The organism is Marinobacter gelidimuriae (assembly GCF_000372805.1).
GTDB classification, from domain to species: Bacteria; Pseudomonadota; Gammaproteobacteria; order Pseudomonadales; family Oleiphilaceae; genus Marinobacter; species Marinobacter gelidimuriae.
Genome location: NZ_KB889870.1, coordinates 39,986 through 64,229, shown reverse-complemented (window position 1 = coordinate 64,229; position 24,244 = coordinate 39,986). Strand labels below are relative to the sequence as shown.

19 protein-coding genes and 2 pseudogenes are annotated in these 24,244 nt (G+C 56.6%); 11 read left to right on the top strand and 10 right to left on the bottom strand.

The features are described 5' to 3' along the window. Positions 1 to 53 precede the first annotated feature (53 nt). Together recA and A3OI_RS0104950 are read right to left on the bottom strand one after the other, a co-directional pair. Positions 54 to 1,181, bottom strand: coding sequence for a recombinase RecA (gene recA / locus A3OI_RS0104955; protein ID WP_018403215.1), 1,128 nt, complete (start codon positions 1,179 to 1,181; stop codon positions 54 to 56). A 187-nt stretch (positions 1,182 to 1,368) separates the two neighbouring features. Beyond that, positions 1,369 to 1,872, bottom strand: coding sequence for a nicotinamide-nucleotide amidohydrolase family protein (locus A3OI_RS0104950; protein ID WP_018403214.1), 504 nt, complete (start codon positions 1,870 to 1,872; stop codon positions 1,369 to 1,371). A 91-nt stretch (positions 1,873 to 1,963) separates the two neighbouring features. Here A3OI_RS0104950 and mutS point away from each other — a divergent pair, with 91 nt between their 5' ends. Together mutS and fdxA are read left to right on the top strand one after the other, a co-directional pair. Next, positions 1,964 to 4,591 carry a DNA mismatch repair protein MutS gene (mutS, locus tag A3OI_RS0104945; protein WP_018403213.1) on the top strand — a complete coding sequence of 876 codons (2,628 nt, stop codon included), beginning with the start codon at positions 1,964 to 1,966 and terminating at the stop codon, positions 4,589 to 4,591. A gap of 164 nt (positions 4,592 to 4,755) precedes the next feature. After that, the gene (gene fdxA / locus A3OI_RS0104940) at positions 4,756 to 5,079 is read left to right on the top strand and encodes a ferredoxin FdxA (RefSeq protein WP_018403212.1); all 324 of its coding nucleotides are present in this window, start codon (positions 4,756 to 4,758) and stop codon (positions 5,077 to 5,079) included. A 195-nt stretch (positions 5,080 to 5,274) separates the two neighbouring features. Here the strand turns inward: fdxA and A3OI_RS0104935 are convergent. Together A3OI_RS0104935 and A3OI_RS0104930 are read right to left on the bottom strand one after the other, a co-directional pair. Continuing rightward, a pseudogene (locus tag A3OI_RS0104935) lies at positions 5,275 to 5,535 on the bottom strand (hypothetical protein); the annotation flags it as partial. 127 nt (positions 5,536 to 5,662) lie between these two features. Then, on the bottom strand, positions 5,663 to 7,291 hold the full coding sequence (locus tag A3OI_RS0104930; RefSeq protein WP_018403210.1) for an acyl-CoA synthetase: 1,629 nt from the start codon (positions 7,289 to 7,291) through the stop codon (positions 5,663 to 5,665). A gap of 181 nt (positions 7,292 to 7,472) precedes the next feature. On the opposite strand from A3OI_RS0104930, the gene A3OI_RS21065 reads away from it, so the two are divergent. Further along, positions 7,473 to 8,198, top strand: coding sequence for a response regulator transcription factor (locus A3OI_RS21065; protein WP_177313683.1), 726 nt, complete (start codon positions 7,473 to 7,475; stop codon positions 8,196 to 8,198). Beyond that, positions 8,198 to 9,382, top strand: coding sequence for a BaiN/RdsA family NAD(P)/FAD-dependent oxidoreductase (locus A3OI_RS0104920; protein ID WP_018403208.1), 1,185 nt, complete (start codon positions 8,198 to 8,200; stop codon positions 9,380 to 9,382). Before A3OI_RS21065 ends, A3OI_RS0104920 begins: the two co-directional genes overlap by 1 nt. A 55-nt stretch (positions 9,383 to 9,437) precedes the next feature. Here the strand turns inward: A3OI_RS0104920 and A3OI_RS0104915 are convergent, their stop codons facing one another. Both A3OI_RS0104915 and A3OI_RS0104910 read right to left on the bottom strand, forming a co-directional pair. Further along, complete coding sequence (locus tag A3OI_RS0104915) at positions 9,438 to 10,379, bottom strand: universal stress protein (RefSeq protein ID WP_018403207.1); 942 nt, start codon at positions 10,377 to 10,379, stop codon at positions 9,438 to 9,440. Position 10,380: 1 nt separating this feature from the next. Next, the gene (locus tag A3OI_RS0104910; RefSeq protein WP_018403206.1) at positions 10,381 to 11,868 is read right to left on the bottom strand and encodes a SulP family inorganic anion transporter; all 1,488 of its coding nucleotides are present in this window, start codon (positions 11,866 to 11,868) and stop codon (positions 10,381 to 10,383) included. A gap of 201 nt (positions 11,869 to 12,069) precedes the next feature. On the opposite strand from A3OI_RS0104910, the gene A3OI_RS0104905 reads away from it, so the two are divergent. Beyond that, positions 12,070 to 13,356, top strand: a complete 1,287-nt coding sequence (locus A3OI_RS0104905; protein WP_018403205.1) for an MgtC/SapB family protein — start codon at positions 12,070 to 12,072, stop codon at positions 13,354 to 13,356. Positions 13,357 to 13,474: 118 nt separating this feature from the next. Beyond that, complete coding sequence (djlA, locus tag A3OI_RS0104900; RefSeq protein ID WP_018403204.1) at positions 13,475 to 14,254, top strand: co-chaperone DjlA; 780 nt, start codon at positions 13,475 to 13,477, stop codon at positions 14,252 to 14,254. On the opposite strand, the pseudogene A3OI_RS21675 reads toward djlA, so the two are convergent. After that, a pseudogene (locus A3OI_RS21675) lies at positions 14,215 to 14,691 on the bottom strand (hypothetical protein); the annotation flags it as partial. The gene djlA and the pseudogene A3OI_RS21675 overlap by 40 nt on opposite strands. A 661-nt stretch (positions 14,692 to 15,352) precedes the next feature. Here A3OI_RS21675 and ilvG point away from each other — a divergent pair. Both ilvG and A3OI_RS0104885 read left to right on the top strand, forming a co-directional pair. Next, positions 15,353 to 17,098, top strand: a complete 1,746-nt coding sequence (gene ilvG / locus A3OI_RS0104890; protein ID WP_018403202.1) for an acetolactate synthase 2 catalytic subunit — start codon at positions 15,353 to 15,355, stop codon at positions 17,096 to 17,098. Continuing rightward, complete coding sequence (locus A3OI_RS0104885) at positions 17,095 to 17,391, top strand: ACT domain-containing protein (RefSeq protein ID WP_218185812.1); 297 nt, start codon at positions 17,095 to 17,097, stop codon at positions 17,389 to 17,391. Before ilvG ends, A3OI_RS0104885 begins: the two co-directional genes overlap by 4 nt. A gap of 167 nt (positions 17,392 to 17,558) precedes the next feature. Here the strand turns inward: A3OI_RS0104885 and A3OI_RS0104880 are convergent, their stop codons facing one another. Genes A3OI_RS0104880 through A3OI_RS0104870 form a run of 3 tightly spaced genes read right to left on the bottom strand, consistent with a single transcriptional unit; the run spans position 17,559 to position 20,756 of the window. Next, a complete protein-coding gene (locus A3OI_RS0104880; protein ID WP_026224004.1) occupies positions 17,559 to 18,752 on the bottom strand; it encodes an acetyl-CoA C-acyltransferase in 1,194 nt (397 codons plus the stop codon). Between the two features lie 53 nt (positions 18,753 to 18,805). Continuing rightward, on the bottom strand, positions 18,806 to 19,957 hold the full coding sequence (locus A3OI_RS0104875; RefSeq protein WP_018403199.1) for an acyl-CoA dehydrogenase family protein: 1,152 nt from the start codon (positions 19,955 to 19,957) through the stop codon (positions 18,806 to 18,808). 37 nt (positions 19,958 to 19,994) lie between these two features. Beyond that, the gene (locus A3OI_RS0104870) at positions 19,995 to 20,756 is read right to left on the bottom strand and encodes an SDR family NAD(P)-dependent oxidoreductase (RefSeq protein WP_018403198.1); all 762 of its coding nucleotides are present in this window, start codon (positions 20,754 to 20,756) and stop codon (positions 19,995 to 19,997) included. Between the two features lie 91 nt (positions 20,757 to 20,847). Between A3OI_RS0104870 and A3OI_RS0104865 the strand changes: the two genes are divergently transcribed. The 3 genes from A3OI_RS0104865 to A3OI_RS0104855 all read left to right on the top strand — a co-directional run bounded on the left by A3OI_RS0104865 (position 20,848) and on the right by A3OI_RS0104855 (position 24,239). Next, positions 20,848 to 21,261, top strand: coding sequence for a MerR family transcriptional regulator (locus A3OI_RS0104865; protein WP_018403197.1), 414 nt, complete (start codon positions 20,848 to 20,850; stop codon positions 21,259 to 21,261). Between the two features lie 24 nt (positions 21,262 to 21,285). Beyond that, on the top strand, positions 21,286 to 22,452 hold the full coding sequence (locus A3OI_RS0104860; protein WP_018403196.1) for an isovaleryl-CoA dehydrogenase: 1,167 nt from the start codon (positions 21,286 to 21,288) through the stop codon (positions 22,450 to 22,452). Positions 22,453 to 22,631: 179 nt separating this feature from the next. Next, the gene (locus tag A3OI_RS0104855) at positions 22,632 to 24,239 is read left to right on the top strand and encodes a carboxyl transferase domain-containing protein (RefSeq protein ID WP_018403195.1); all 1,608 of its coding nucleotides are present in this window, start codon (positions 22,632 to 22,634) and stop codon (positions 24,237 to 24,239) included. Positions 24,240 to 24,244: the final 5 nt, after the last annotated feature.

Below are 24,244 nucleotides of genomic sequence, written 5' to 3'. Positions count from 1 at the left end.
TTTAGTGCTTGTCAGCGCACTGCCATCGACAGCGCGCTGACAAACTAACGGTCTTACAGTAGTTCGTCGCTGGATTCTGCAGGCGCCACTGCTGCATCCTTTCCTGAATCCTTTCCTGCATTTTTCCCTACATCTTTCCCTGCATTTTTCCCTGCATCTTTCCCTGCATCTTTTGCCGCGTCTTTTTTCTCTGGCTTGGGCATCAGCTTGTCGCGCACTTTGGCTTCAATTTCTTTCGCCATTTCCAGGTTTTCTTCCAGGAATTTGCAGGCGTTGGCTTTGCCTTGGCCAATTTTGTCACCGTTATATGCGTACCAGGCGCCAGCCTTATCCACAAAGCCTTCCTTTACACCCATGTCCACCACTTCGGCCATGCGGTAAATGCCCTTGCCGTACAAAATCTGGAATTCGGCCTGGCGGAACGGCGGTGCCACTTTGTTTTTAACCACTTTCACCCGGGTTTCGTTACCGGTCACTTCGTCGCCGTCTTTCACTGCGCCAATACGGCGGATATCCAGACGCACAGAGGCGTAGAATTTCAACGCATTGCCGCCGGTGGTGGTTTCGGGACTGCCGAACATCACGCCTATTTTCATGCGGATCTGGTTGATGAAAATCAGCAGGACGTTGGCATTCTTGACGTTGCCATTCAGTTTGCGCAGAGCCTGTGACATCAGGCGGGCCTGAAGACCAACATGGGAGTCGCCCATTTCGCCTTCAATTTCAGCTTTTGGCGTCAATGCGGCAACGGAGTCCACGATGATGACATCCACCGCGTTAGAGCGCACCAGCATGTCGCAGATTTCTAACGCCTGCTCACCGGTGTCGGGCTGGGAAACCAGCAGCTCATCAACGTTCACGCCCAGCTTTTCAGCATACTGAGGATCAAGGGCGTGCTCAGCATCAACAAAAGCACACGTTTTGCCCTGCTTCTGGGCTTCGGCAATAACCTGCAAAGCCAGCGTAGTTTTACCAGAGCTTTCAGGGCCGTAGATTTCACAAACCCGGCCATAAGGCAGGCCACCAATGCCAAGAGCAACGTCCAGACCAAGAGAACCGGTGGAAACGGACGGGATTGCCTCACGGGGGTGGTCGCCCATCTTCATGATGGCGCCTTTACCAAACTGGCGTTCAATCTGGGTCAGGGCGGCGGACAAAGCTTTCTTGCGGTTGTCTTCCATAGGTACGAACCTTCTTCAAAATGGTGCGTTAGAATAGTGCGCTGATATGGTGCGCCGGTAATGTAATGCGCTAATCTGAATTTGGGAACTGGCTGCTCCGGCACATTACTGTATATTTAACCAGCATTAAACCACATTAGACGAAGCAGACCAACCCTTGTGTAGGGGATTTTTTAGCCATTGCAAGTCAGATATCACTCGACAAGAAACGGCACACACTTTTAATCGCAAAGATCACAGCCTGGCGCCGCACCTGGTCGCGATCGCCGTCAAAATGCTTCAAACCGGTGCTGATATTCTCAGCGCTGCCCCAGGCGAACCACACCGTTCCTACCGGCTTGGCGTCGCTGCCGCCGCCAGGCCCGGCAACGCCGCTGATTGAAACGGCGACGCTTGCACCCGACGCTCGCAGCGCTCCGGCGACCATCTGCCGCACCACCGGCTCGCTCACCGCGCCGTGTTCCGCCAGGGCCTGTTCACTGACACCCAGCAACGCGTGTTTAGCGTGGTTGCTGTAGGTAACCAGCCCACCCGTGACGTAGGCCGAAGAGCCAGCCTGGTCGGTCATGGCCTTGGCCACCCAGCCGCCGGTGCAGCTTTCTGCCGTCACCAGCATGGCGCCGGCGCGGGTTAATACGCTACCCAGTTCTGCCGCCTGCTGGCGGATGTATTCATCAGTGATATCGGGCATGGTGACCTCATTTGTAATCCACGTTTCATCCTGCGGTGTAATTTTCTACAATCCACCGCCCGTTCCTCAAAACAGCCATCGCGGATGTCCCATGTCAGCAGCGCACACCGAAAGTCCAAAAATCACGCCCATGATGCAGCAGTACCTGAAAATAAAGGGCCAGCATCCCAATGAGCTGGTGTTCTACCGCATGGGGGATTTTTACGAGCTGTTTTATGACGACGCCAAAAAAGCCTCGGAACTGATGGATATCACCCTGACCGCCCGCGGCCAGTCAGGGGGCAATCCGATTCCCATGGCGGGCATTCCTTACCATGCGGCTGAGGGTTACATTGCCCGCCTGGTGCGCGCAGGTCAATCTATTGCAATTTGCGAGCAGATGGGTGACCCGGCCACCAGCAAAGGCCCGGTCGATCGCCAAGTGGTGCGCATTGTCACCCCCGGCACCCTCAGCGACGACGCCTACCTGGAAGACCGCCGTGACAACCTGCTGGTGGCGATTTATCACCATAAGCAGCACTTCGGTTTTTCCTCTCTGGATATTTCCAGTGGCCGCTTCGCAGTGTCAGAGCTGAACAGCCCTGAAGCCCTGCAAGGCGAACTGCAACGGCTGCGTCCGGCGGAAATTTTGATCAGCGAAGACTTTCCTTTTACCGATTTGCTGGAAGGTTTTACCGGCATTCGTCGCCAGGGGCCCTGGCTGTTCGAACCCGATACCGCGCGACGGGTGATTACCCAGCAATTGCAGGTGCGCGACCTGACCGGTTTTGGCTGTGAAGATATGCACTTAGCCGTGTGCGCCGCCGGTTGCCTGCTGCAATACGCACGGGAAACCCAGCGCACCGCCCTGCCCCACATTCGCAAACTCAGCCGCGAGCGCCGCGAAGACGCGGTCATTCTGGACGCTGCCAGCCGTCGCAACCTGGAAATTGACACCAACCTGATGGGTGGCACCCAGTACACTTTGGCCTGGGTGATGGACCGCACCGCCACCGCCATGGGTGGGCGCCAGCTGCGGCGCTGGTTGAACCGTCCGCTACGCGATGTGGCGGTAGTACGCCAGCGCCAGCAGGCGGTCAGTGCACTATTGAAAGATTTTGACTATGAGCCGATTCACGACCAGCTGAAAACCATTGGCGATATAGAACGCATTCTGGCTCGCGTCGCGCTGCGCTCAGCGCGGCCCCGTGACCTGGCACGGCTGCGGGATGCGTTTGCCGTATTACCCGATTTGCAAAAAGCCATGGCCGCGGTTGATTCCAACCACGTCGGCGAACTCGCCACGAATATCGGCGAATATCCGCAGTTAGCGGATTTGCTGGGCCGGGCAATCATTGATAACCCACCGGTAGTGATTCGCGAAGGCGGGGTGATTGCAGACGGGTTTGACGCCGAACTGGACGACTTGCGCAACATCAGCGAAAACGCCGGCCAATATCTGTTGGACGTGGAAACCCGCGAAAAACAGCGTACTGGCATCAGTACCCTGAAAGTGGGCTACAACCGGGTACATGGCTATTACATTGAAATCAGCCGCTTACAATCGGCCCAGGCGCCTGCGGATTATATTCGCCGGCAAACCCTGAAAAACGCCGAGCGTTTTATTACCCCGGAACTAAAAGAGTTTGAAGACAAGGCCCTAAGCGCCAAAAGTCGTGCCCTGGCCCGGGAAAAGGCCCTGTGGGATGAGGTTCTGGAGACGGTCGCGGCAGAACTTGCACCGCTGCAAGATGCCGCTCAGGCGCTAGCCGAGCTGGACGTGCTAAGCAACTTTGCCGAGAGCGCCACCAGTTTGCGCCTGTGCGCCCCGCAGTTCAGCGATCAGCCCGGCCTGCAGATTGAAGAAGGCCGACACCCGGTGGTAGAACAGCTATTAGACGATCCGTTCGTGCCCAACAACCTGCTGATAGACGCCAAACGCCGCATGCTGGTGATTACCGGCCCCAACATGGGGGGTAAATCCACCTATATGCGCCAGGTGGCGCTGATTGCTTTGCTAGCTTATACCGGTAGCTTTGTGCCGGCTAACAGCGCGGTGCTTGGGCCGGTAGACCGCATATTCACCCGCATGGGATCGTCTGACGACATTGCCGGCGGGCGCTCCACGTTTATGGTGGAGATGACCGAAACCGCCAACATTCTGCACAACGCCACCGAACACAGCCTGGTGCTGATGGATGAAGTAGGCCGCGGCACCAGCACCTTTGATGGTTTGTCGCTGGCCTGGGCCACGGCCGAGCATTTGGCGCGGGACATTCTGTGCTACACGCTTTTTGCCACCCACTATTTTGAGCTGACCCAGCTCGCGGATGAACTGGAACATGCCGTTAACGTCCACCTGACCGCAACCGAGCACGATGACAGCATTGTGTTTCTGCACAACGTACACGAAGGCCCTGCCAGCCAGAGCTACGGCTTGCAGGTGGCCAAACTGGCCGGCGTGCCGGTGGAGGTTATCCGCAATGCCAAAGCCCAACTGGCGAACCTGGAAGGCGCCAATGCAACGCCCGATGCAAAACGCCCAACCAACGGGTTGCCGCAAAAAGTGACGCGACGGGCGACGGCTATTGCGGATTCAACTGCGTTTCAGGGGGATATGTTCGCCAGGCTGGAGCCCAGCGCGTTAGAGCTAGCGGTGAGCGCGCTCGACCTGGATGACATGACTCCGCGCCAGGCGCTCGAACAGCTGTATCAGCTGAAACAGCGACTTGAAAAGTAGTGGCAAAAAAAGTGCGTATAAATTGATGTCAGTATAACGTTATAGAATACGGATGCTTGCGACCAGAGTAGTGGCTCCCTACAATATCGCGCATCAAACTATAATCTCGGGAGCCCGCATTCTAAGCTCCTGATGAGACAGACCAGCCAACCAGGAATATAAACATGACGTTTATCGTTACTGATAACTGCATCAAGTGCAAACACACCGACTGTGTGGAAGTTTGCCCGGTAGATTGCTTCTACGAGGGCCCGAACTTTTTGGTGATTGACCCTGACGAGTGCATCGACTGCGCCCTGTGCGAGCCCGAATGCCCGGTTGAGGCTATTTTCTCGGAAGACGAGCTGCCTGCCGACCAAAAAGTGTTTATCGAACTGAACGCAGATCTGGCCGGAAAATGGCCTAATATCACAGAGAAGAAAGAGGCGTTGCCTGACGCTGCAGAATGGGACGGCGTGCCCGACAAGCTTCAGTATCTGGAGAAGTAACACTTCTACCTCATCCGAAAGCAGATACGCGCAAGATAGAAACCATCAGTGCGATAGAAAACAGCCGGCTAACCGCCGGCTTTTTTATGCCTGGCAATCGCGTTTTTCAGACACAAAAAAGAGAGGCACTAAGGCCTCCCAAGGACACACATCGTTTTGCCGCCGGGGCCTTGTGACCCCGGTCAGCAGAGTTCTTTAGCTTTTTGGTTTGGTTTCCGGCTTAACGATCACATCATCGGCACCCGGGGAATCTGGATCCGGCGTGAAGCCCAGCAGCTTTGTGCGCTCAATCAGGAAGTAGAGCACCGCTCCGGTGGCCAGGCCCCAGCCCGCGCCGTATACCGCAAGCACCACACCCATGGTGCCGGCAATGCCGCGTTCGGTGTTGTTCTCTAGCTGCTCCAGGCCCACCATCAAACAGATGTAACCGGTCAGCAGCAGGGTCAGCGACAGCGCCTGAATAGCTTCAGGGCCGGGCTCATAGTCGCTCAAGAACAGCAGCACCACGGGAATACCCGGCGAACCGGGTGTAATGTTGTTCTTGTGTGTGCTCTTGTATAAGTCCCTGCAAGGCGCTTTCCAGCTACTTGATTTCCTTAGCCTGGTCGCGCAGCAGGAATTTCTGGACCTTGCCGGTCGAGGTTTTCGGCAGGTCCGAAAACACCACGGTTTTCGGAACTTTGAAACGGGCCATGTGCTTACGGCAGAAGTCGATCATTTCTGCTTCGGTCACGTTGCCGGCGTCGGGCTTTAGAGTCACAAAGGCGCAGGGTGTTTCGCCCCACTTTTCATCCGGGCGGGCAACAACGGCTGCCTCCAGAACCGCCGGGTGACGGTAAAGAACGTCTTCAATTTCAATGGTGGAAATGTTCTCGCCGCCGGAAATAATGATGTCTTTCAGGCGGTCCTTGATTTCCATGTAACCGTCTTCGTGCCAAACGGCCAGGTCGCCGGTGTGGAACCAGCCGCCGCGGAAGGCTTCTTCGGTGGCTTTCGGGCTCTTCAGGTAGCCCTTCATCACGGTGTTACCGCGCAGGAAGATTTCACCAATGGTTTTGCCGTCTTTCGGCGTCGGCTTCATGGTGCCCGGGTCTGCAATCATGGTGCCGCCCAGGGTGTGGTAACGAACGCCCTGGCGGGATTTGATGGCAGCGCGCTCTTCCAGCGGCAGATCGTTCCAACGATCTTTCCAGGCACAGACGGTCACAGGGCCGTATACTTCGGTCAGGCCGTAGGTGTGGGTCAACGCGATGCCCATTTCTTCTACTGCACCAATAACCTGGGCGGGAGGCGGAGCACCGGCAACCATGGCCTTCACAACGTGATCAATACCGGCTTTGGATGCAGGCGGCACGTTCAACAAGGCGTTCAGCACAATCGGGGCGCCGCACATATGGGTAACGCGGTGCTCGCGAATCAGTTGCAGAATCTTTTCCGGATCAACCCGGCGCAGGCACACGTGGGTACCGGCCATGGCGGTGATGGTCCAGGGGAAACACCAGCCGTTGCAGTGGAACATCGGCAGGGTCCACAGGTACACCGGATGCATGGCCATAGACCATACCGCAGTATTACCCAGTGAATTCAAGTAGGCCCCACGGTGGTGATACACCACCCCTTTAGGGTTGCCAGTGGTGCCAGAGGTGTAGTTCAGGGAAATGGCGTCCCATTCATCAGTCGGCATATCCCACTGGTACTCGGGGTCGCCTTCTTGCAAAAAGGCTTCGTAATCCAGATCGCTGACCTTAACGCCTTCACCGTATTCAGGGTCGTCTACATCAATTATCAGCGGCTTTTTGTCCAAACGGCTGACGGCGTCCAGAATCACTTCGCCAAATTCGCGATCAACCAGGATGACTTTGGCTTCTGCGTGCTCAAGCATGAAGGCAATCACTTCGGCATCTAGCCGAACGTTCAGGGCGTTCATGACGGCGCCGGTCATGGGCACACCAAAATGACACTCGACCATGGCTGGAATATTGGGCAGCATGACGGCGACGGTATCGCCTTTTTTGATGCCGCGGCCGACCAGCGCCGACGCCAGGCGCAAACTGCGCTCGTGGGTCTCGGCCCAGGTTCGGCGAATGGCACCGTGAATAATCGCAGGATAATCCGGATAAACACTGGCGGTGCGAGTGATAAAATCGATAGGTGTTTGAACGGCGTAATTGGCATCAACGGGCGTAAGGCCCTGGTCGTAGATCGAAGTCATTCTGTGTGGTCCTATAGGTAGGCATAACGCTGTTTTGCTTGGTATATTCTGACGAATCACCAAATTAGTTATAATTTACAGCTGAACAAATAGTATTAAATAGAAGTCTTACTATAAATTGCACCAACGTATTATAGTAAAAATACTATAAAATTGACCGCATATCGAAGATCTGCTTGCCATGAACGCAAATTGCTTTGACTTATCAATGGGCTTTGCCGCCACCGATCCGCAACCACTGCTGATTGTTGACCACAAAAGCCGCACGCTGAGTATGAATCCGGCCATGAAAAATCTGGTTGAAGCGATTGATGAGTCGCCCAATGCGGCTGACCATTCCGGCGCGATGGCCGACCCGGTACTGCTAGAGCAGGTGCTCATCAACCTGGTGCGCAACGCCATCGAAGCGAATGTGGAGGCCCGTGTTGATACCAGCTCCGAATCGGCCATCATCGTGACCATTCGGGTGAACAATCTGGGCGAAACCCTGGTCGAAGTGACGGACCAAGGGCCGGGGTTGAACGCCGATGTGCCCATTGTGGTGCGCGCGTTCAAATCCGGCGCCTTTGATTTTATTGAAAAGCCGTTTAACGAGCAGTTGCTGCTAGACAGCGTGCAGCAGGCACTGCAGGAGCGGCAACAGACCCGCCATCAACAGCAGGACAGCAGCCAGACCACAGCATTGCTGGATACCCTTACCCGTCGCGAGCGCGATGTATTTCTACCGCCGGCCAAAGGCTACACCAGCCGTGAAATCGCCGAACAGTTGGGGGTAGGCGTAAAAACCATCGACCTTTATCGTGCGCGGGTGATGAAACGGCTAGGGGCAGACAGGCTGCCAGACGTCACTGGCATCGCCCTTTCTGCGGGTTTGGTGGATGCGCTGGATTTGCGAGGCAATCAATAATGGCCATTACCGAATACGACGTCATTATCATCGGCGCCGGCGCGGCCGGGCTGATGTGCGCCGCTACCGCTGGTTATCGCGGCCGTAAAGTGCTGGTGCTGGACCATGCTAATAAGGCCGGCAAGAAAATTCTGATGAGCGGCGGCGGGCGTTGTAATTTCACTAATCTGAACAGCACCACCGCGAACTTTCTGTCAGACAACCCGCATTACTGCATTTCGGCGCTGAAACGCTACACCCCCAGGCATTTTCTGGAGCTGGTGGAACGGCACGGAGTGGAGTACGAAGAGAAGGCACCGGGCCAGTTATTCTGTCAGCACAGCGCCAAAGACATTCTGAACATGCTGCTGACTGAATGTGAATGGGCCGGCGCTGAAGTGCGCCTGAAAACCGGCGTAACGCAGGTGGCCAGAACGCCCAAAGGTTATTGCCTGACGGCGGGTGGCCAGGCATTAACCTGTGAGTCTTTGGTCGTTGCCTGTGGCGGGCTGTCTATCCCCACCCTGGGGGCTTCCGGCTTCGGCTACGACCTGGCCCGCCAATTCGGGCTGGAAATACTACCCACCCGCGCCGGGCTGGTGCCCTTTACCCTACACCCCGAGCTGAAGATGACACTGGCGCCGTTGGCTGGCATCAGCTGCCCGGTAAGCGCGGAGTGCAATCATGAACAGTTCCAGGAACCAATGCTGGTTACCCACCGCGGTTTAAGTGGCCCAAGCATGCTGCAAATTTCCAGCTTCTGGCAGCCCGGTGACGAACTGCACATCAACCTGCTACCGCAGCAGCAGGTTGAGCAAGATCTGCTAGGCCTGCGCAAGCTCAAACCGCAAAGCACGCTCGAACACTATCTGAACGCGCACCTGCCAAAACGCTTCGCGCAAGCCTTCAACGAGCTGCAGCGCTGGGCGGGCCCGCTTCAAAGCTACCGCAACCCGGATATCGAGCACATCAGCCGCACGCTGCAGCAGTGGACCATAAAGCCCGCAGGCACCGAAGGCTATCGCACCGCGGAAGTGACCCTGGGCGGCGTAGATACCCGCCAGCTGTCCTCTAAAACCATGGCGGTTCTGGAACAGCCGGATTTGTACTTTATCGGTGAAGTGGTAGACGTGACTGGCCACCTGGGCGGGCATAACTTTCAGTGGGCCTGGGCATCGGGGGTGGCGGCCGGGCAAGCGGCGTGAGTTTGGGAGCCAGACCGGGGACAGATTTGAAATCTGTCCCCTAGTGCGTAATTTCTCAGCGCAGAATAACCAATGGTTTTTTGGCCGTTTTCAGCATGTTGGTGGTGGTACTACCGAGCAGGAACCTGCGGATTTTTGAGTGGCCGTAGGCTCCCATCACCAGCAAATCGATGTTGTGCTCGTCCTGATAACTGTGCAGCACTGGCTCTACCTCACCACTGCGGATGGCCAGGGTTATTTCGGCTTCCAGCGGCGCCAGCATGGCTTCGGCTTTGCGCAACTGCACCATGGCCTCTGGGCTTTCCTCGCCCACCATCACCAGGTGCAGCGGCATGCCTTTCAAAACCTGGCTGGCGGCTAAGTGTTCTACTCCACGAAACGCGGTAGCACTGCCGTCAAAAGCCAACATGGAGCTTTGCGGCGCGGAAAAGTTGTCTGGAACCAGCAGAATTGGGCGGCTCATGCTGCGAATCACCGTCTCCAGCTGACTGCCAATGCGCACATCGCGGTCGGAGCTGCTTTCGCCATAAAGGCCCATCACCAATAAGCGCGTCTGTTCCTGAAGCGCCAGTAGGGATTCGGTTAGGTCGCCGTGGCGCTGACGCTTTTTGATGTCGCTGATGCCCGCCTGCTTAACTCGCTGCTCGGCGTTTTCCAGCATGTGATTGCCGTGCTCCAAAGCGAGTTTAGAGCGTTTGCGATCCAGTTCGGCCAGTTCGTCCAGCAAATGCTCGCGGCTGCCCAGGCCAATGTTGCCGGCCAGGTCCGGCTCTGACGGGTAGCGCTCTTCGTCCAGCACGTGCAGCAGGGTCAGCGGCGAGTCCATATATTTGCTCGCCCAGGCAGCGTAGTCACACACCGCCGGCGCAGCGCGTGAGCCGTCAATGCAGGCCACCACGTACAAGGTGTCTTGCGGCGCGTTTTGCTGCGTCTCTTGTGACGCTTGTTGTGACGCCTGTTGTGAAGGATGCTTGGCGTTCGGTGTCGTATTTTGCATATTAATGGCCTATAAGCTGGTCAACGCCTTCCGGCTTGTCGTGCACACCAAAGCGGTCAACGATGGTGGCACTGGCTTCGTTCATGCCAATGACTTCTACCTCGGCGCCTTCGCGACGGAACTTGATAACAACCTTGTCTAGCGCACCCACGGCGGTAATGTCCCAGAAGTGAGCGCGACTCACATCTATTACTACCTTATCGACCACTTCACGGAAGTCAAAGGCGGCTACAAACTTTTCCGACGAACTGAAGAATACTTGCCCGGTAACCGTGTAGGTACGAGTGCTGTCGGCCTCGTTCAGAGCACTATCCACGCCCATGTAATGGCCAATTTTGTTGGCGAAAAACAGCGCCGCCAACAACACACCGGCAAATACGCCCAGTGCCAGGTTGTGAGTGAACACGACAACCACGACCGTCACCAGCATCACGATGTTGGACGACAACGGATGGGTTTTCAGATTGCGGATAGACTCCCATGAGAAGGTGCCGATGGACACCATAATCATCACCGCCACCAACGCGGCCATGGGAATGCGCACCAGAAAGTCGTCCAACACCAGAATCAACACCATCAGAAAAACACCCGCGAACAGCGTCGACAGGCGGCCACGGCCACCGGATTTTATATTGATGATCGACTGGCCAATCATGGCGCAGCCCGCCATACCGCCCAGCAAGCCAGAACCGATGTTGGCAATACCCTGCCCCTTGCATTCGCGGTTACGGTCGCTTTCGGTATCGGTCAGGTCGTCCACGATGGTGGCTGTCATCATCGATTCCAGCAGGCCCACTGACGCCAGCGGTATGGCGTAGGGCAAAATAATCATCAGGGTTTCAAGATTCAGCGGCACATCTGGCCACAGGAAAATCGGCAGTGTGTCCGGCAGATCGCCCATATCACCCACGGTACGCACGTCGATATCAAACAGGAACGCCACAACCGTCAGCCCCACAATGCAAACCAACGGCGACGGCAGCACCTTGCCCAGCTTCGGTATATAAGGAAACAAATAGATGATGCCCAGGCCCGCCGCTGTGAGTGCGTAGACGTGCCAGGTAACGTTGGTCAGTTCCGGTAACTGTGCCATGAAAATCAGGATGGCCAAGGCGTTGACGAAGCCGGTCACCACCGAGCGTGATACAAAGCGCATCAGGCTGCCGAGCTTTAAATAGCCGGCCACCAGCTGAATAAGGCCTGTTAGCAAGGTGGCTGCCATCAGATATTCCAGGCCGTGTTCTTTTACCAGGGTGACCATTAACAGCGCCATGGCGCCGGTGGCGGCAGAAATCATGCCCGGCCGGCCGCCAACAAAGGCGATGATCACGGCAATGCAGAATGACGCGTAAAGCCCTACTTTCGGGTCTACGCCGGCAATAATGGAAAAGGCAATGGCTTCGGGAATCAGCGCCAGCGCCACCACCACGCCCGCGAGTAAATCGCCGCGCACATTCGACAGCCATTGATGTTTAAGGGTGTTCACCATATCGGGTTCCGTTTTTACTTAAGAGCTTCTTAAGAGTTGCTTAAGGGTTACTCAGGTCGGGTCATTGCGACAGCCGCTATCGCCAGCAACCGTCTGCGGTTGTGGTAATGGGTTGTAAGCGTGAAAATAGCTGTGAAAAGGCGACAGAGTTTAGCAGATTGTGTTGCCTGGCAAAAACCGCTGTGCAGGACAGTTATTACCATGGACAACGTAACCACCGATTTTTTGGCCACTAATCAATCCACTATCCGTTTGGCCATTGCTTTGTTGCTGGGCGCCATTGTGGGCCTGGAACGGGGCTGGGATGCCCGCGAACAGAAATCCGGCGATCGTATTGCGGGTATTCGCACCTTTGCGCTCGTCGGCTTACTGGGCGGGGTGGCCGCGCTGATTACCCGCGAACTTTCAGCCTGGGCATTCCCGGTATTGCTGATTGCCGTGGTTGCGACAGGCCTGGTTGCCTACAACAGCCGTTTGCAGTACATCCGCAACTTCAGCATTACCGGAATCATCGGCATGGTGCTGACCTTTTGTTTTGGCGCCATTGCGGTGGCCATAGATCCTGTGATTGCCACGGCAGCAGCGGTGGTCACGGCTATCATTCTGGACAATAAGGAAGAGATTCACAGCCTGGTACATAAACTTCAGGCCAGCGAGCTGGACGCAGCGCTGAAGCTACTGCTGATTTCCGTGGTGATGCTGCCCTTGTTACCCAATCAAAGCATGGGCCCCGGCGGTGTGCTGAACCCGCGGGAAATCTGGTGGATGGTGGTGATGATTGCCTCCATTTCCTTTGTCGGCTATTTCGCTATGCGTTTGGCCGGCACTCAAAAGGGTATTCTGTTCACCAGTCTGTTCGCCGGCTTGAGCTCGTCTACCGCGCTGACCCTGCACTTTGCGCGGCAGTCTGCAAAGGCGCCGCAAATAGCGCCGCAACTGGCGGCCGGCATTTTGATTGCTTGCGGCACCATGTTTCCGCGCATTCTGATTTACTGCTTTGTGATTGCGCCGGCTCTGCTTCCCAGCCTGGTGCTCCCGGTTCTGGTGATGACGGCGCTGCTTTACGGCCCGGCCCTGATAATCTGGTATCGGCACAGCCACAACAGCAATGTCAGCCAGCCGGTGCTAAGCCAGAATCCGTTGGACTTAACCTCGGCCCTGGTTTTTGGTGCTCTTCTGACCGGCATCCTGCTGTTGGGTGAGTTCCTGAAAAACTGGCTGGGCGATACCGGCATCTATGTGCTGGCCGCCAGTTCAGGCATCGCAGATGTGGATGCCATTACTCTGTCGCTCACCCGCATGTCCCTCGCTGGTCTGGACAGCAATACCGCGGTAATAGGCATTGTGATCGCCGCGGCGGTGAACAATCTGGTGAAATCCGGCATGGCACTGGGTATTGGCAGCCGCCAGACTGGATTGCTGGTGACGGTGCCCATGGTATTGTCGCTGGCGGCCGGTTTGCTAACGGCATTGTTACAAGCGCCTTAAACCCGGTCCAGAAGCCGAGAATTGTGCGAAAAAATACCCTTGTAACGCGCTATTCATGTATTAAGTGGCAAAAACCCGTATATTTCCACGATCTAAATCTTTTACAAAGGATACCTTAATGCTGTTTGCAATCATTCTGGGTGGCCTGATTGGCTCGGCCTTTGGCGGCTTCGCCGGCTTCGTTATTGGCGGCGCGATTGGTGCATTTTTACTGAACCGAATAAAAAGCCGGTTAATCGGAAAACTGCAAAATATTCAAAGCGGTTTTGTTGAGTCTGTGTTCGCGGTCATGGGTGCGGTGTGCAAAGCCGACGGCGTGGTTTCACAAAATGAAATCGCCGTGGCAGAAGCCATGTTTACCCGCTTTCGCCTGAACGAAAGCCAGAAGACCAACGCCCGCGCCGCGTTCAACCGCGGCAAAGCACCAGAGTTTGATCTGGACGCCGAACTGCAACGCTTTATGCGCGTCAGCGGCGGCCAGCCGGCTTTGCTGCAGATGTTTCTGCAGGTTCAGGTATCGGCTGTAGCCGCCGATGGCGTAGTGCACCCGGCCGAGCACGAGATGCTGGTTAAAATTGCCCGTGGCCTGGGGTTGCCGGAAAGCCAGGTTGACCAGCTGGAAGCCATGCTGCGTGGTGCCCATTACAGCCAGACCGGCGGCGGCCAGCGCTCCAGCGTCCAACAGACCGACGACGCCTATAAAGTGCTGGGCGTGTCGCCCCAAGACAGCGATGACGACATCAAAAAGGTGTACCGCAAATTGATGAGCGAGAACCATCCGGACAAACTGGCCGGCCGCGGATTACCGGAAAGCATGCGCGAGATGGCCGAAGAGCGCACCGGTGAAATCACCCATGCTTATGACGTAATCAAAGACGCCCGCAGTGCAAATGGATAGTGCGACTCCCGGGGACAGGCTCTAGGGGACGGATTTGAAACCCGCCCCCTAGCTCCCAGCAACTGTTTCACTTTTTGCCCGCTTTGCTCACCCAATACCAGCAGCGCCGGTGTTAGCAGCAGCGTAAGCAGGGTTGCGAACGTCAGCCCGCCGGCAATGGCGCTGGACATCTGGGTCCACCATTGGGTGGATGGCGCGTTTAGCCCTAGTGACGGCGTAATCAAATCTACGTTTATGCCCAGCACAATGGCCGACAAAATCAAAAAGCTTTGGTACAGCGAGTTGAACTGGGTCACCAGAATCAGCAGCATCAGCCCTATGGCCACCAGCCGCACGGCATTGCCGATGCTGGCCACGTCGGTACCGAAACGGGCAGCCGCTTCGCGATTCACCTTCAGGCGCCATTCAATGCCGTCAAGGCTGCGGTCGTCGGTGAGGGTGAGGGTGAGGGTGAGTAATGTTTGCCCCTGGCTGACGGTGTCACCCAGTTCCACCACCAGTGATTTCACCGTTGCGGATACCCGGGCCGACACCATAACGGATCGCCACGGTAAGACCTGCCCTTGTACCAACAATTCGGGCTGATAATTACGAGCGTTCAGGGTTGTGACCTCTACCCGGCTCAACTCGGTGTTCTGCTGTGCCGATCGTTCCGGCGCTTTGGTTTCTGTCTGTTTGATTTCGCCGCTGGCCATCCAGACTAGCAACGCCACAATTAACACGACGGACAGGCCGACAGAGCTCCATTTGAATTTGTTCATACTGCTCTCATAGAAAAAACCGGTTGTTGCGAACACCACTGAAAAAACAGGTTGCCAGGCGCATAAAAATCAGGTTAGATTCTACACAGATTCGGTAAATGAATTTTAAAGAGACACGTATTAAATGAACTTTAACGTTGTTGTTGTCCTCGTGAAGCTAGTCCTGGTGGTGATGGTATCCCCCGGGGGCTTTTGCGTGGATACACAGTTGAGGCGAGATTTCTAAACCGATACTGCAAACACCAAAGCCCCCGGCACCGAAAGGTCCCGGGGGCTTTTTTTTGGCCTTTTTGAAAACACTTTAAACGGTAAACCAACACTCGCAGGGACTCAGACCATGAACGGCGCGCAGCACATACTTCAGACTTTCCAGCAGCACAGTATTGCCACGGTATTTGGCTATCCCGGCGGTTGCATCATGCCGCTATACGATGCTCTGGTGGGTGATGTGAGTGTGGAACATGTGCTGTGCCGCCATGAGCAAGGCTGCGCCCTGGCCGCCGACGGCTACGCCCGCGCAAGCGGCAACTTGGGCGTGTGCATTGCCACGTCCGGCCCGGGCGCTACCAACCTGATTACCGGCGTGGCCAACGCGTTTCAGGATTCGGTGCCGCTGCTGGTCATCACCGGCCAGGTGCCCTCCGAGCTGATTGGCACCGATGCGTTTCAAGAGACCGATGTACTGGGCATGACTCTGGGCATTGTTAAACACAGCTATCTGGTGGATGACGCCGACAGCCTGCCCGGCATTCTTATTGAAGCGATTACTTTGGCGCAAAGCGGTCGGCCAGGACCGGTATGGATCGATATTCCCAAAGATATTCTGCTGACTCAGGTAAACCCGGAAACAGCTGATCATGAAGGGTGCGAACATTCTGAGAGTACAGAGCCACGAACCGATTCAGCCACACATAACGCCGCTATTGATAAAGGTATCAACGAGACTCTGCGCCTGCTGCGCGAGGCCCGTCAGCCATTATTGTACAGCGGCGGTGGCATCACGTTAGCCGGCGCTGAGGACAGCTTTCGCGAGTTTGCTGAACACTCTGCCCTGCCCGGTGTTGTAACTCTAAAGGGCATTGGCAACCCGGGCCGGCACAACCCGAACCACTTGGGCATGCTAGGCATGCACGGCTGTCGTGCGGCCAATCGCGCGGTGGACGAATGTGATCTGCTTCTGGTGTTCGGCGCCCGCCTGGATGACCGTGCGACCGGCAAGCCGGAAACCTTTGCTCCCAACGCAAAGATTATTCACATCGATGCCGACAGCGCCGAGTTCAACAAGATAAAAGCCGCGGCTGTGACCATCAACGCCAATTTAAATGACGTGTTGCGCGCCCTTACCCGCGAGGTACAAGCACAGCCGCTGAATATTGAAGCCTGGCAGAAGCAATGCCGCACCTGGCTCACCACCGGTGGCTTTCAGGCGGCGGATAACGAGGAAGCCCTGGCACCCATCACCGGCCCGGCGTTTGTTCGCCAGCTGTCCCGCATTGCCGGTGATGACACGATTATTTCTTGCGACGTGGGCCAGCACCAGATGTGGGTGGCACAGCACTACCAGTTCAATCACCCGCGCCAGCACCTGACCAGCGGCGGCCTGGGCACCATGGGTTTTGGCCTGCCGGCGGCCATAGGCGCGCAGTTCGCAAAGCCTGGTACCGCGGTTATCAACGTAGCCGGCGACGGCTCGTTCATGATGAACGCCCAGGAGCTGGCTACTATTCGCCGTTATCGCTTGCCGCTGAAAATAATCATTCTGGATAACCAGTGCCTGGGCATGGTGCGCCAGCAGCAGGAGCTGTTTTACGGCAACCGCGAAAGCCACATTAACCTGGACGACAACCCGGATTTTGTCGCTATGGCGCGGGCTTTTGATATTCCAGCGTTGCACATCAACCGCACCGATCAGATTCGCCGGGGCATCGAGACTATTTTTGCTTACAAGGGCCCGATGCTGTTGCACGTGGCTATTGCTCGCGAAGAGAACGTTTGGCCGACGGTAAAACCCGGCGGTAGCAACCGAGACATGATGGAAAATACCAAACCAGCGAAGAAGAAAACCGAGGAGAATGCAGCATGAGCCAGGCCATCACATCCAGCATAACGACATCCGGAACAACTATATCCAACCGGCATGTTTTGCATTGTCGTATGCAGTCAGAGCCGGCTGGCCTTGAACGCTTGTGCCGCGTGGTGCGGGTTCGGGGTTTTCGGATTGCGGGTATGTCAGTTGAGAGCAGCGGGGAGCATTTTGATATTGCTCTGACTCTGGAGGGTAGCCGGCCGATTTCTATGCTTCAGTCGCAGTTGCTGAAGCTGCATACGGTGGGTGAGGTTGTTCTGGGCGCTCAGCAGGCTCGCTCTGTTGCGTGAGCATTTACACTCGGTAGCCTGTTGATTTGGTGGCGGGTACGCGGAGTGGAGGTGTCTTTCTGTCAGGGAAAAGGTGTCTGAGCGAAGCGAGTTCTTTTCCCAGAAGAAAGGTACCCCCGCCTCGCTGCCCTCCACCACTGTCAAAATACGGAAAAAACAACCCAAGGTCAGACCAATTCAATGGCGACCGCCGTGGCCTCGCCACCGCCAATACACAGTGCCGCAACGCCACGTTTCAGGCCTTTTTGCTTCAATGCGTTGATCAGGGTGACCAGGATGCGGGAGCCGGAGGAACCGATTGGGTGGCCAAGGGCGCAGGCGCCGCCGTACACGTTCACTTTATTGGCATCCAGGCCCAGTTCGTTGATGGCCAGCAGGGAGACTACCGCGAAGGCTTCGTTGATTTCGTAGAGATCTACGTCGTCTTTGCCCCAGCCGGCTTTTTTCAGGACTTTGTCGATGGCGCCGATGGGGGCCAGAGTGAACTCTGCGGGTAGCTGGGCGTGGGTGGCGTGGGCGATGATTTTTGCCTGTGGGTGCAAACCACGAGCTTTGGCTTCTTTTGCAGAAGCCAGTACCAATACTGAGGCGCCGTCGCTGATGGAGCTGGCGTTGGCGGCGGTTACGGTGCCGTCTTTTTTGAACGCGGGCTTCAGCGTGGGGATTTTGTCCGGGCGGGCATTGCCGGGCTGTTCGTCTGTATCTACCACTGAATCGCCACCGCGACCAGCGACGCTAACCGCACAGATTTCCGGCGCGAACCAGCCGTTGTCGATGGCGGCATTGGCACGGTTGAGGGATTCAATGGCAAAGTTGTCCATTTGCTCGCGGGTGATTTTGTAGTCATCCGCGCTCTTTTGTGCAAAAACGCCCATCAGACTGCCTTCGTAGGCGTCTTCCAGGCCGTCCAGGAACATGCTGTCCATTACCTGGCCATGGCCCATGCGCATTCCGCCGCGGGCTTTGGGCAGAAGGTACGGTGCCTGGCTCATGTTTTCCATGCCACCGGCAATCATGATGTTGTTGGTGCCGGCTTTGATCTGGTCGTGGGCGATCATCACCGCCTGCATGCCCGATCCGCACATTTTGTTGACGGTGGTGCAGCCAGAGCTGTCTGGTATACCGGCACCGCGGGAGGCCTGGCGCGCGGGTGCCTGGCCCAAGCCGGCCGGTAATACGCAACCCATGATGACTTCGTCAATGTCAGCCGGCTTCAGGCCGGAACGCTCGATGGCGGCTTTTATCGCAACCGCGCCCAACTGCGGCGAAGGTACGCTGCTCAGCGAACCCATCATGCCGCCCATGGGTGTGCGGGCGGCGCCGGCTATGACTACGAAATTATCATTAGAGGTGTCAGTCATCATTGCTTGTCCCCGTTTTATTGAAAGGTTTGGTTGTTATTGGCCATCGTTAATCAGGCGCGCCCGAAAATTGAGCGTGCAATAATTTCCTTCATAATTTCCGACGTACCGCCGTAAATGCGCTGCACGCGGGCATCCGCAAAGGCCCGTGAAATCGGGTACTCACTGGTATAGCCGTAACCGCCAAACAATTGCAGGCAGCCATCGGTCACCCGGCACTGCATTTCAGTCGCGCTGTATTTGGCCATAGACGCCGTCGCAGCATCCAGAGTGCCGGCGACGTATTCGTTGATGCACTGATCCACAAAAGCCTTGTTGATGCGGTATTCGGTTTCCATGCGGGCCATTTCGAAACGGGTGTTCTGCAGCTGCGCCAACTTCTGGCCGAACAGCACCCGCTCCTGGCAGTAAGCAACGGTCAGGTCGAGGGCTCCACGGGCAGCCGCAACGCCCAGCGCGCCAATTACCAGGCGTTCACGGGGTAGCTCCTGCATCAAGTAGGTAAAGCCTTTACCGGCCTCGCCCAATAACGCCGACGCCGGCACCCGCATATCCGCAAAGAACAATTCGGAGGTGTCACCGGCATGCTGGCCAATCTTGTCCAGATTGCGACCAACGCCATAACCTTCCAGCTTGGCGTCCACCAAAAACAGGCTGACGCCCTTGGCACCGGCGGAAGGATCGGTTTTGGCGGCCACGATCACCATATCGGCGTGCTGGCCATTGGTAATGAACGTTTTGGAGCCGTTCAGAATGTAGTCGTCGCTCTCTTTTACGGCACGGGTGCGCATGGCCTGCAAATCACTGCCGGCGCCGGGTTCGGTCATGGCGATGGCGCCCACGGCTTCACCGGAAACCATTTTTGGTAGCCACTGCTGTTTTTGCCCGTCGTTGCCCAAGTGGCTCAGGTAAGGCGCGACAATGTCGGAGTGCACCATCACATTGGTGGACAGCGCACCAAAGCCCATCCGCGCCAATTCCTCGCCCACCACCACCGAATACTGAAACGGCGCGTCGCAGCCGCCACAGTCCTCGGGCACGTCTACGCACAGCATGCCGGCGTCGCCCAGGGTGTTCCAAAGCTTGCGTGGGGCAATGCCGTCTTTTTCCCACTGCTCGTAGTGGGGTTTGATTTCTTTTTCCAGTGCCTTGATTACCGACTCACGGAACAACGCTAACTCTTCTTGATCGACAGTCGCAGTCATACAGACTCCTGCTTATGACGAATTGCTGAAAGACCGCTTATCGCGGGGCCATACGCAAAGCGCTATCAAGACGGATGACTTCACCGTTTAACACCGGGTTCCGCACCATCTGGTCCACCATCATGCCGAACTCTTCCGGCTTACCCAGGCGCTTGGGAAACACCAAGGTTGCCGCCAGGCTGTCTTGTACTTCCTGGGGCATGCCGGCAATCATCGGCGTCATAAACAGCCCAGGGGCAATGGTGTTCACCCGAATACCCTCACGCGCCAGCTCACGGGCGGCCTGCAGCGTTAGGGCAACAACGCCGCCCTTAGACGCACTATACGCTGTCTGGCCAACCTGGCCTTCATAAGCGGCAATAGACGCGGTATTGATAATAACGCCCCGTTCACCGTCGGCATTGGGTTCACGCTGGGCCATATCCGCAGCGGCCAATCGCAATATGTTAAAGGTTCCGATCAGATTGACTTGCACCACCTTACTGAAATTTTCCAGTGGCAGCACACCCTCGCGCCCCAGAATTTTGCCTGCGGTGGCGACGCCTGCACAGTTTACAGCAACGCCGCAAAGCCCATGGGCCTCACGGGCTTTAGCAAATGCCGCTTCAGCACTTGCGGCGGAACTGACGTCGCACTCAACAAAGATTCCGCCCAACTCTTTTGCAACGGCTTCACCGCGTTCTTTCTGTAAATCGAAGATCGCTATTTTACAGCCGGCTGCCGCCAGCGCCCGCGCTGCACCTTCGCCAAGGCCAGATGCACCACCTGTTACAATAGCCGCTACGTTCTGAAATTCCATCGGATACTCCCGTTGCTGTGGATAACAATACAATCAAATGCTTTACGTTTACGTAAACTTTAACTAACCTGACAAAAAAAGGAAATACTCAATGGTCCAAAAGAAAACCTACAGCATCAGCGAACTGGCTCAGGAGTTCGATGTAACAACCCGTAGCGTTCGCTTTTACGAAGATCAGGGCTTGCTAAAGCCCAGCCGTAGGGGCCAGACCCGCATCTTTAGCTCCAAAGACCGGGTGCGCCTGAAGCTGATCCTGCGCGGTAAGCGCATGGGGCTGTCGCTGGCCGAGACCAAAGAGTTGTTTGACCTGTGGGATGAAACCACCAGTGGTAATGAAAAACAGCTGTTGCTGATGCTGCAAACCATCAAACGCCGCCGTGAGGCGCTGGCGCAGCAGAAAGAAGACATCGCGATCGTTGAGATGGAAATGGAAAACGCCGAGGCCCGCTGCCTCGAAGCATTAAGCGAACTGCAAATTAAAAAACAGACGGCAACACAGCGCTGACGCCCCAACAACAAGGTGACCATCATGAAATCGCAATACTCGGAACTGAACTTCGGCCTTGGCGAAACCCTGGACATGCTGCGCGAACAAATCAACGGTTTCGCCACCCGCGAAATTGCACCGCGTGCGGCAGACATTGACCAGTCCAACGAATTCCCCATGGATTTGTGGAAAAAGTTTGGCGACATGGGCCTGCTCGGCATCACCGTCGACGAAGCCTACGGCGGTTCCGGCATGGGCTACCTGGCCCACGTAATTGCGATGGAAGAAATCAGCCGCGCCTCCGCATCGGTAGGTTTGTCCTATGGTGCCCACTCTAACTTGTGTGTGAACCAGGTTCACAACAACGGCACCGAAGAGCAGAAACAGCACTATCTGCCCAAGCTGCTCAGCGGCGAACACATAGGCGCTTTGGCGATGTCTGAACCCAACGCCGGTTCCGACGTCATCTCCATGAAACTGAGCGCCAAAGACGCCGGTGACCACTACGTGCTGAACGGCAACAAAATGTGGATCACCAACGGCCCGGACGCTCACGTTTACGTGATATACGCCAAAACTGACGTGAAAGCCGGTTCCAAAGGCATCACCGCCTTCATCGTAGAACGCGACGCACCTGGCTTCAGCCGCCACCAGAAACTCGACAAACTGGGCATGCGCGGCTCCAACACCTGCGAACTGGTGTTTCAAGATTGCAAAGTACCCAAAGAAAACATCCTCGGCCAACTCGGTGGCGGTGCCCGGGTGCTGATGAGCGGCCTCGACTACGAACGCCTGGTACTTGCAGGTGGCCCGCTGGGCATTATGCAAGCTGCTATGGACGTGGTTGTGCCCTACATCCGCGAACGCAAACAGTTCGGCCAGGCCATCGGCGAATTCGAACTGGTACAAGGCAAAGTGGCCGACATGTACACCTACATGAACACCGCCAAATCCTATGTCTACATGGTTGCCCAATCTGCCGACCGCGGTGAAACCACCCGCAAAGACGCCGCCGGTGCAATCCTCTACTCCGCCGAAATGGCCACAAAACTGGCCCTGGACGCAATCCAGCTGCTGGGCGGCAACGGCTACATCAACGACTACCCCACCGGCCGCCTGCTGCGCGACGCCAAGCTGTATGAAATCGGTGCCGGCACCTCGGAAATCCGCCGCATGTTGATTGGACGAGAGCTGTTTCTGAACAAGTGAAACACCGGGGAATTCAGCAACCAATCTACAACGAGGGTCTGGGGTGTTTGGCGTTCCGGGAATTTCTGTGGCCATGGATGGCCACAGCGAAGCGCACATGGATGTGCTCGTAGCGTTTCCCGGAACGCCAAACGCCCCAGACCCGATGCACCGAAACCCGATGCACGGGAACCAAGGCTATGACAATACTCCAAAGCAAAATCAACTCCAGATCTGAAGAATTTCAGGCCAAACACCAATCCATGGCCGACGCCGTAGCCGACCTGCGGGACAAAGTGGCCACCATCCAGCAAGGCGGCGGCCCCAGCTACCAGGAACGCCACATCGCCCGTGGCAAACTGCTGCCCCGGGAACGCATTAACCGCTTGCTGGACGACGGCTCGCCGTTCCTCGAAATCGGCCAGCTCGCCGCCTATGACGTCTATGAAGACGACATACCCGCCGCCGGTCTGATCGCCGGTGTCGGCCGCGTTAACGGCACCGAATGCATGATCATCGCGAACGACGCCACCGTAAAAGGCGGCACCTACTACCCGCTGACCGTTAAGAAACACCTGCGGGCCCAGGAAATCGCCCTCGCCAACCGCCTGCCCTGCATCTACCTGGTAGACTCCGGCGGCGCCTACCTGCCGCGCCAGGATGAAGTGTTCCCCGATCGTGATCACTTCGGGCGCATCTTCTACAACCAGGCCCGCATGTCCGCCGAAGACATCCCCCAGATTGCCGTGGTGATGGGCCTGTGCACCGCCGGCGGCGCCTACGTACCGGCCATGGCCGACGAATCCATCATCGTGCGCAACCAGGGAACCATCTTTCTGGCCGGCCCACCTCTGGTCAAAGCCGCCACCGGTGAAGTGGTCAGCGCCGAAGATCTGGGCGGTGCCGACGTACACTGCAAAGTGTCCGGTGTGGCCGACCATTACGCCGAAAACGACGCCCACGCTTTAGACATCGCGCGCCGCTGCGTGTCTAACCTGAACCGCCGTAAACCCGCAGACGTGCAAATTCGCAAACCCAAAGCGCCCCTGTTCGACGCTAGCGAAATTTACGGCATTGTCGGCACCGACCTGCGCAAACAGTTTGACGTGCGCGACGTTATCGCCCGCGTTGTCGACGGCTCGGAATTCGACGAATTCAAACGCTATTACGGTCAGACTCTGGTCACCGGCTTTGCCCATGTGCACGGCTATCCCGTAGGCATTATTGCCAACAACGGCATACTGTTCAGCGAATCCGCCCAAAAAGGCGCGCACTTCATAGAGCTTTGCTGCCAGCGCAATATTCCGCTGCTGTTCCTGCAAAATGTGACCGGCTTTATGGTGGGCCAGAAGCACGAAGCCGAAGGCATTGCCAAACACGGCGCCAAAATGGTGATGGCCGTCGCCTGCGCCAACGTGCCAAAAATTACCGTACTGATCGGCGGCAGCTTCGGCGCCGGCAACTACGGCATGTGCGGCCGCGCCTACAGCCCTGATTTCCTGTGGATGTGGCCTAACGCCCGCATTTCCGTAATGGGTGGCGAACAGGCTGCCGGTGTGCTGGCACAGGTTCGCCGCGACGGCATGGAACGCGATGGCGAAACCTGGAGCCGGGACGACGAAGCCGCCTTCAAACAACCCATTATTGACACCTACGAACACCAGGGCCACCCCTACTTCGCCAGTGCCCGCCTGTGGGACGACGGCGTGATAGACCCAGCCCAAACCCGCGAAGTAGTGGCTCTTAGCCTGTCGGCCACACTCAACCGCCCCGCCCAGCCAACACGCTTCGGCGTGTTCCGCATGTAACGGGG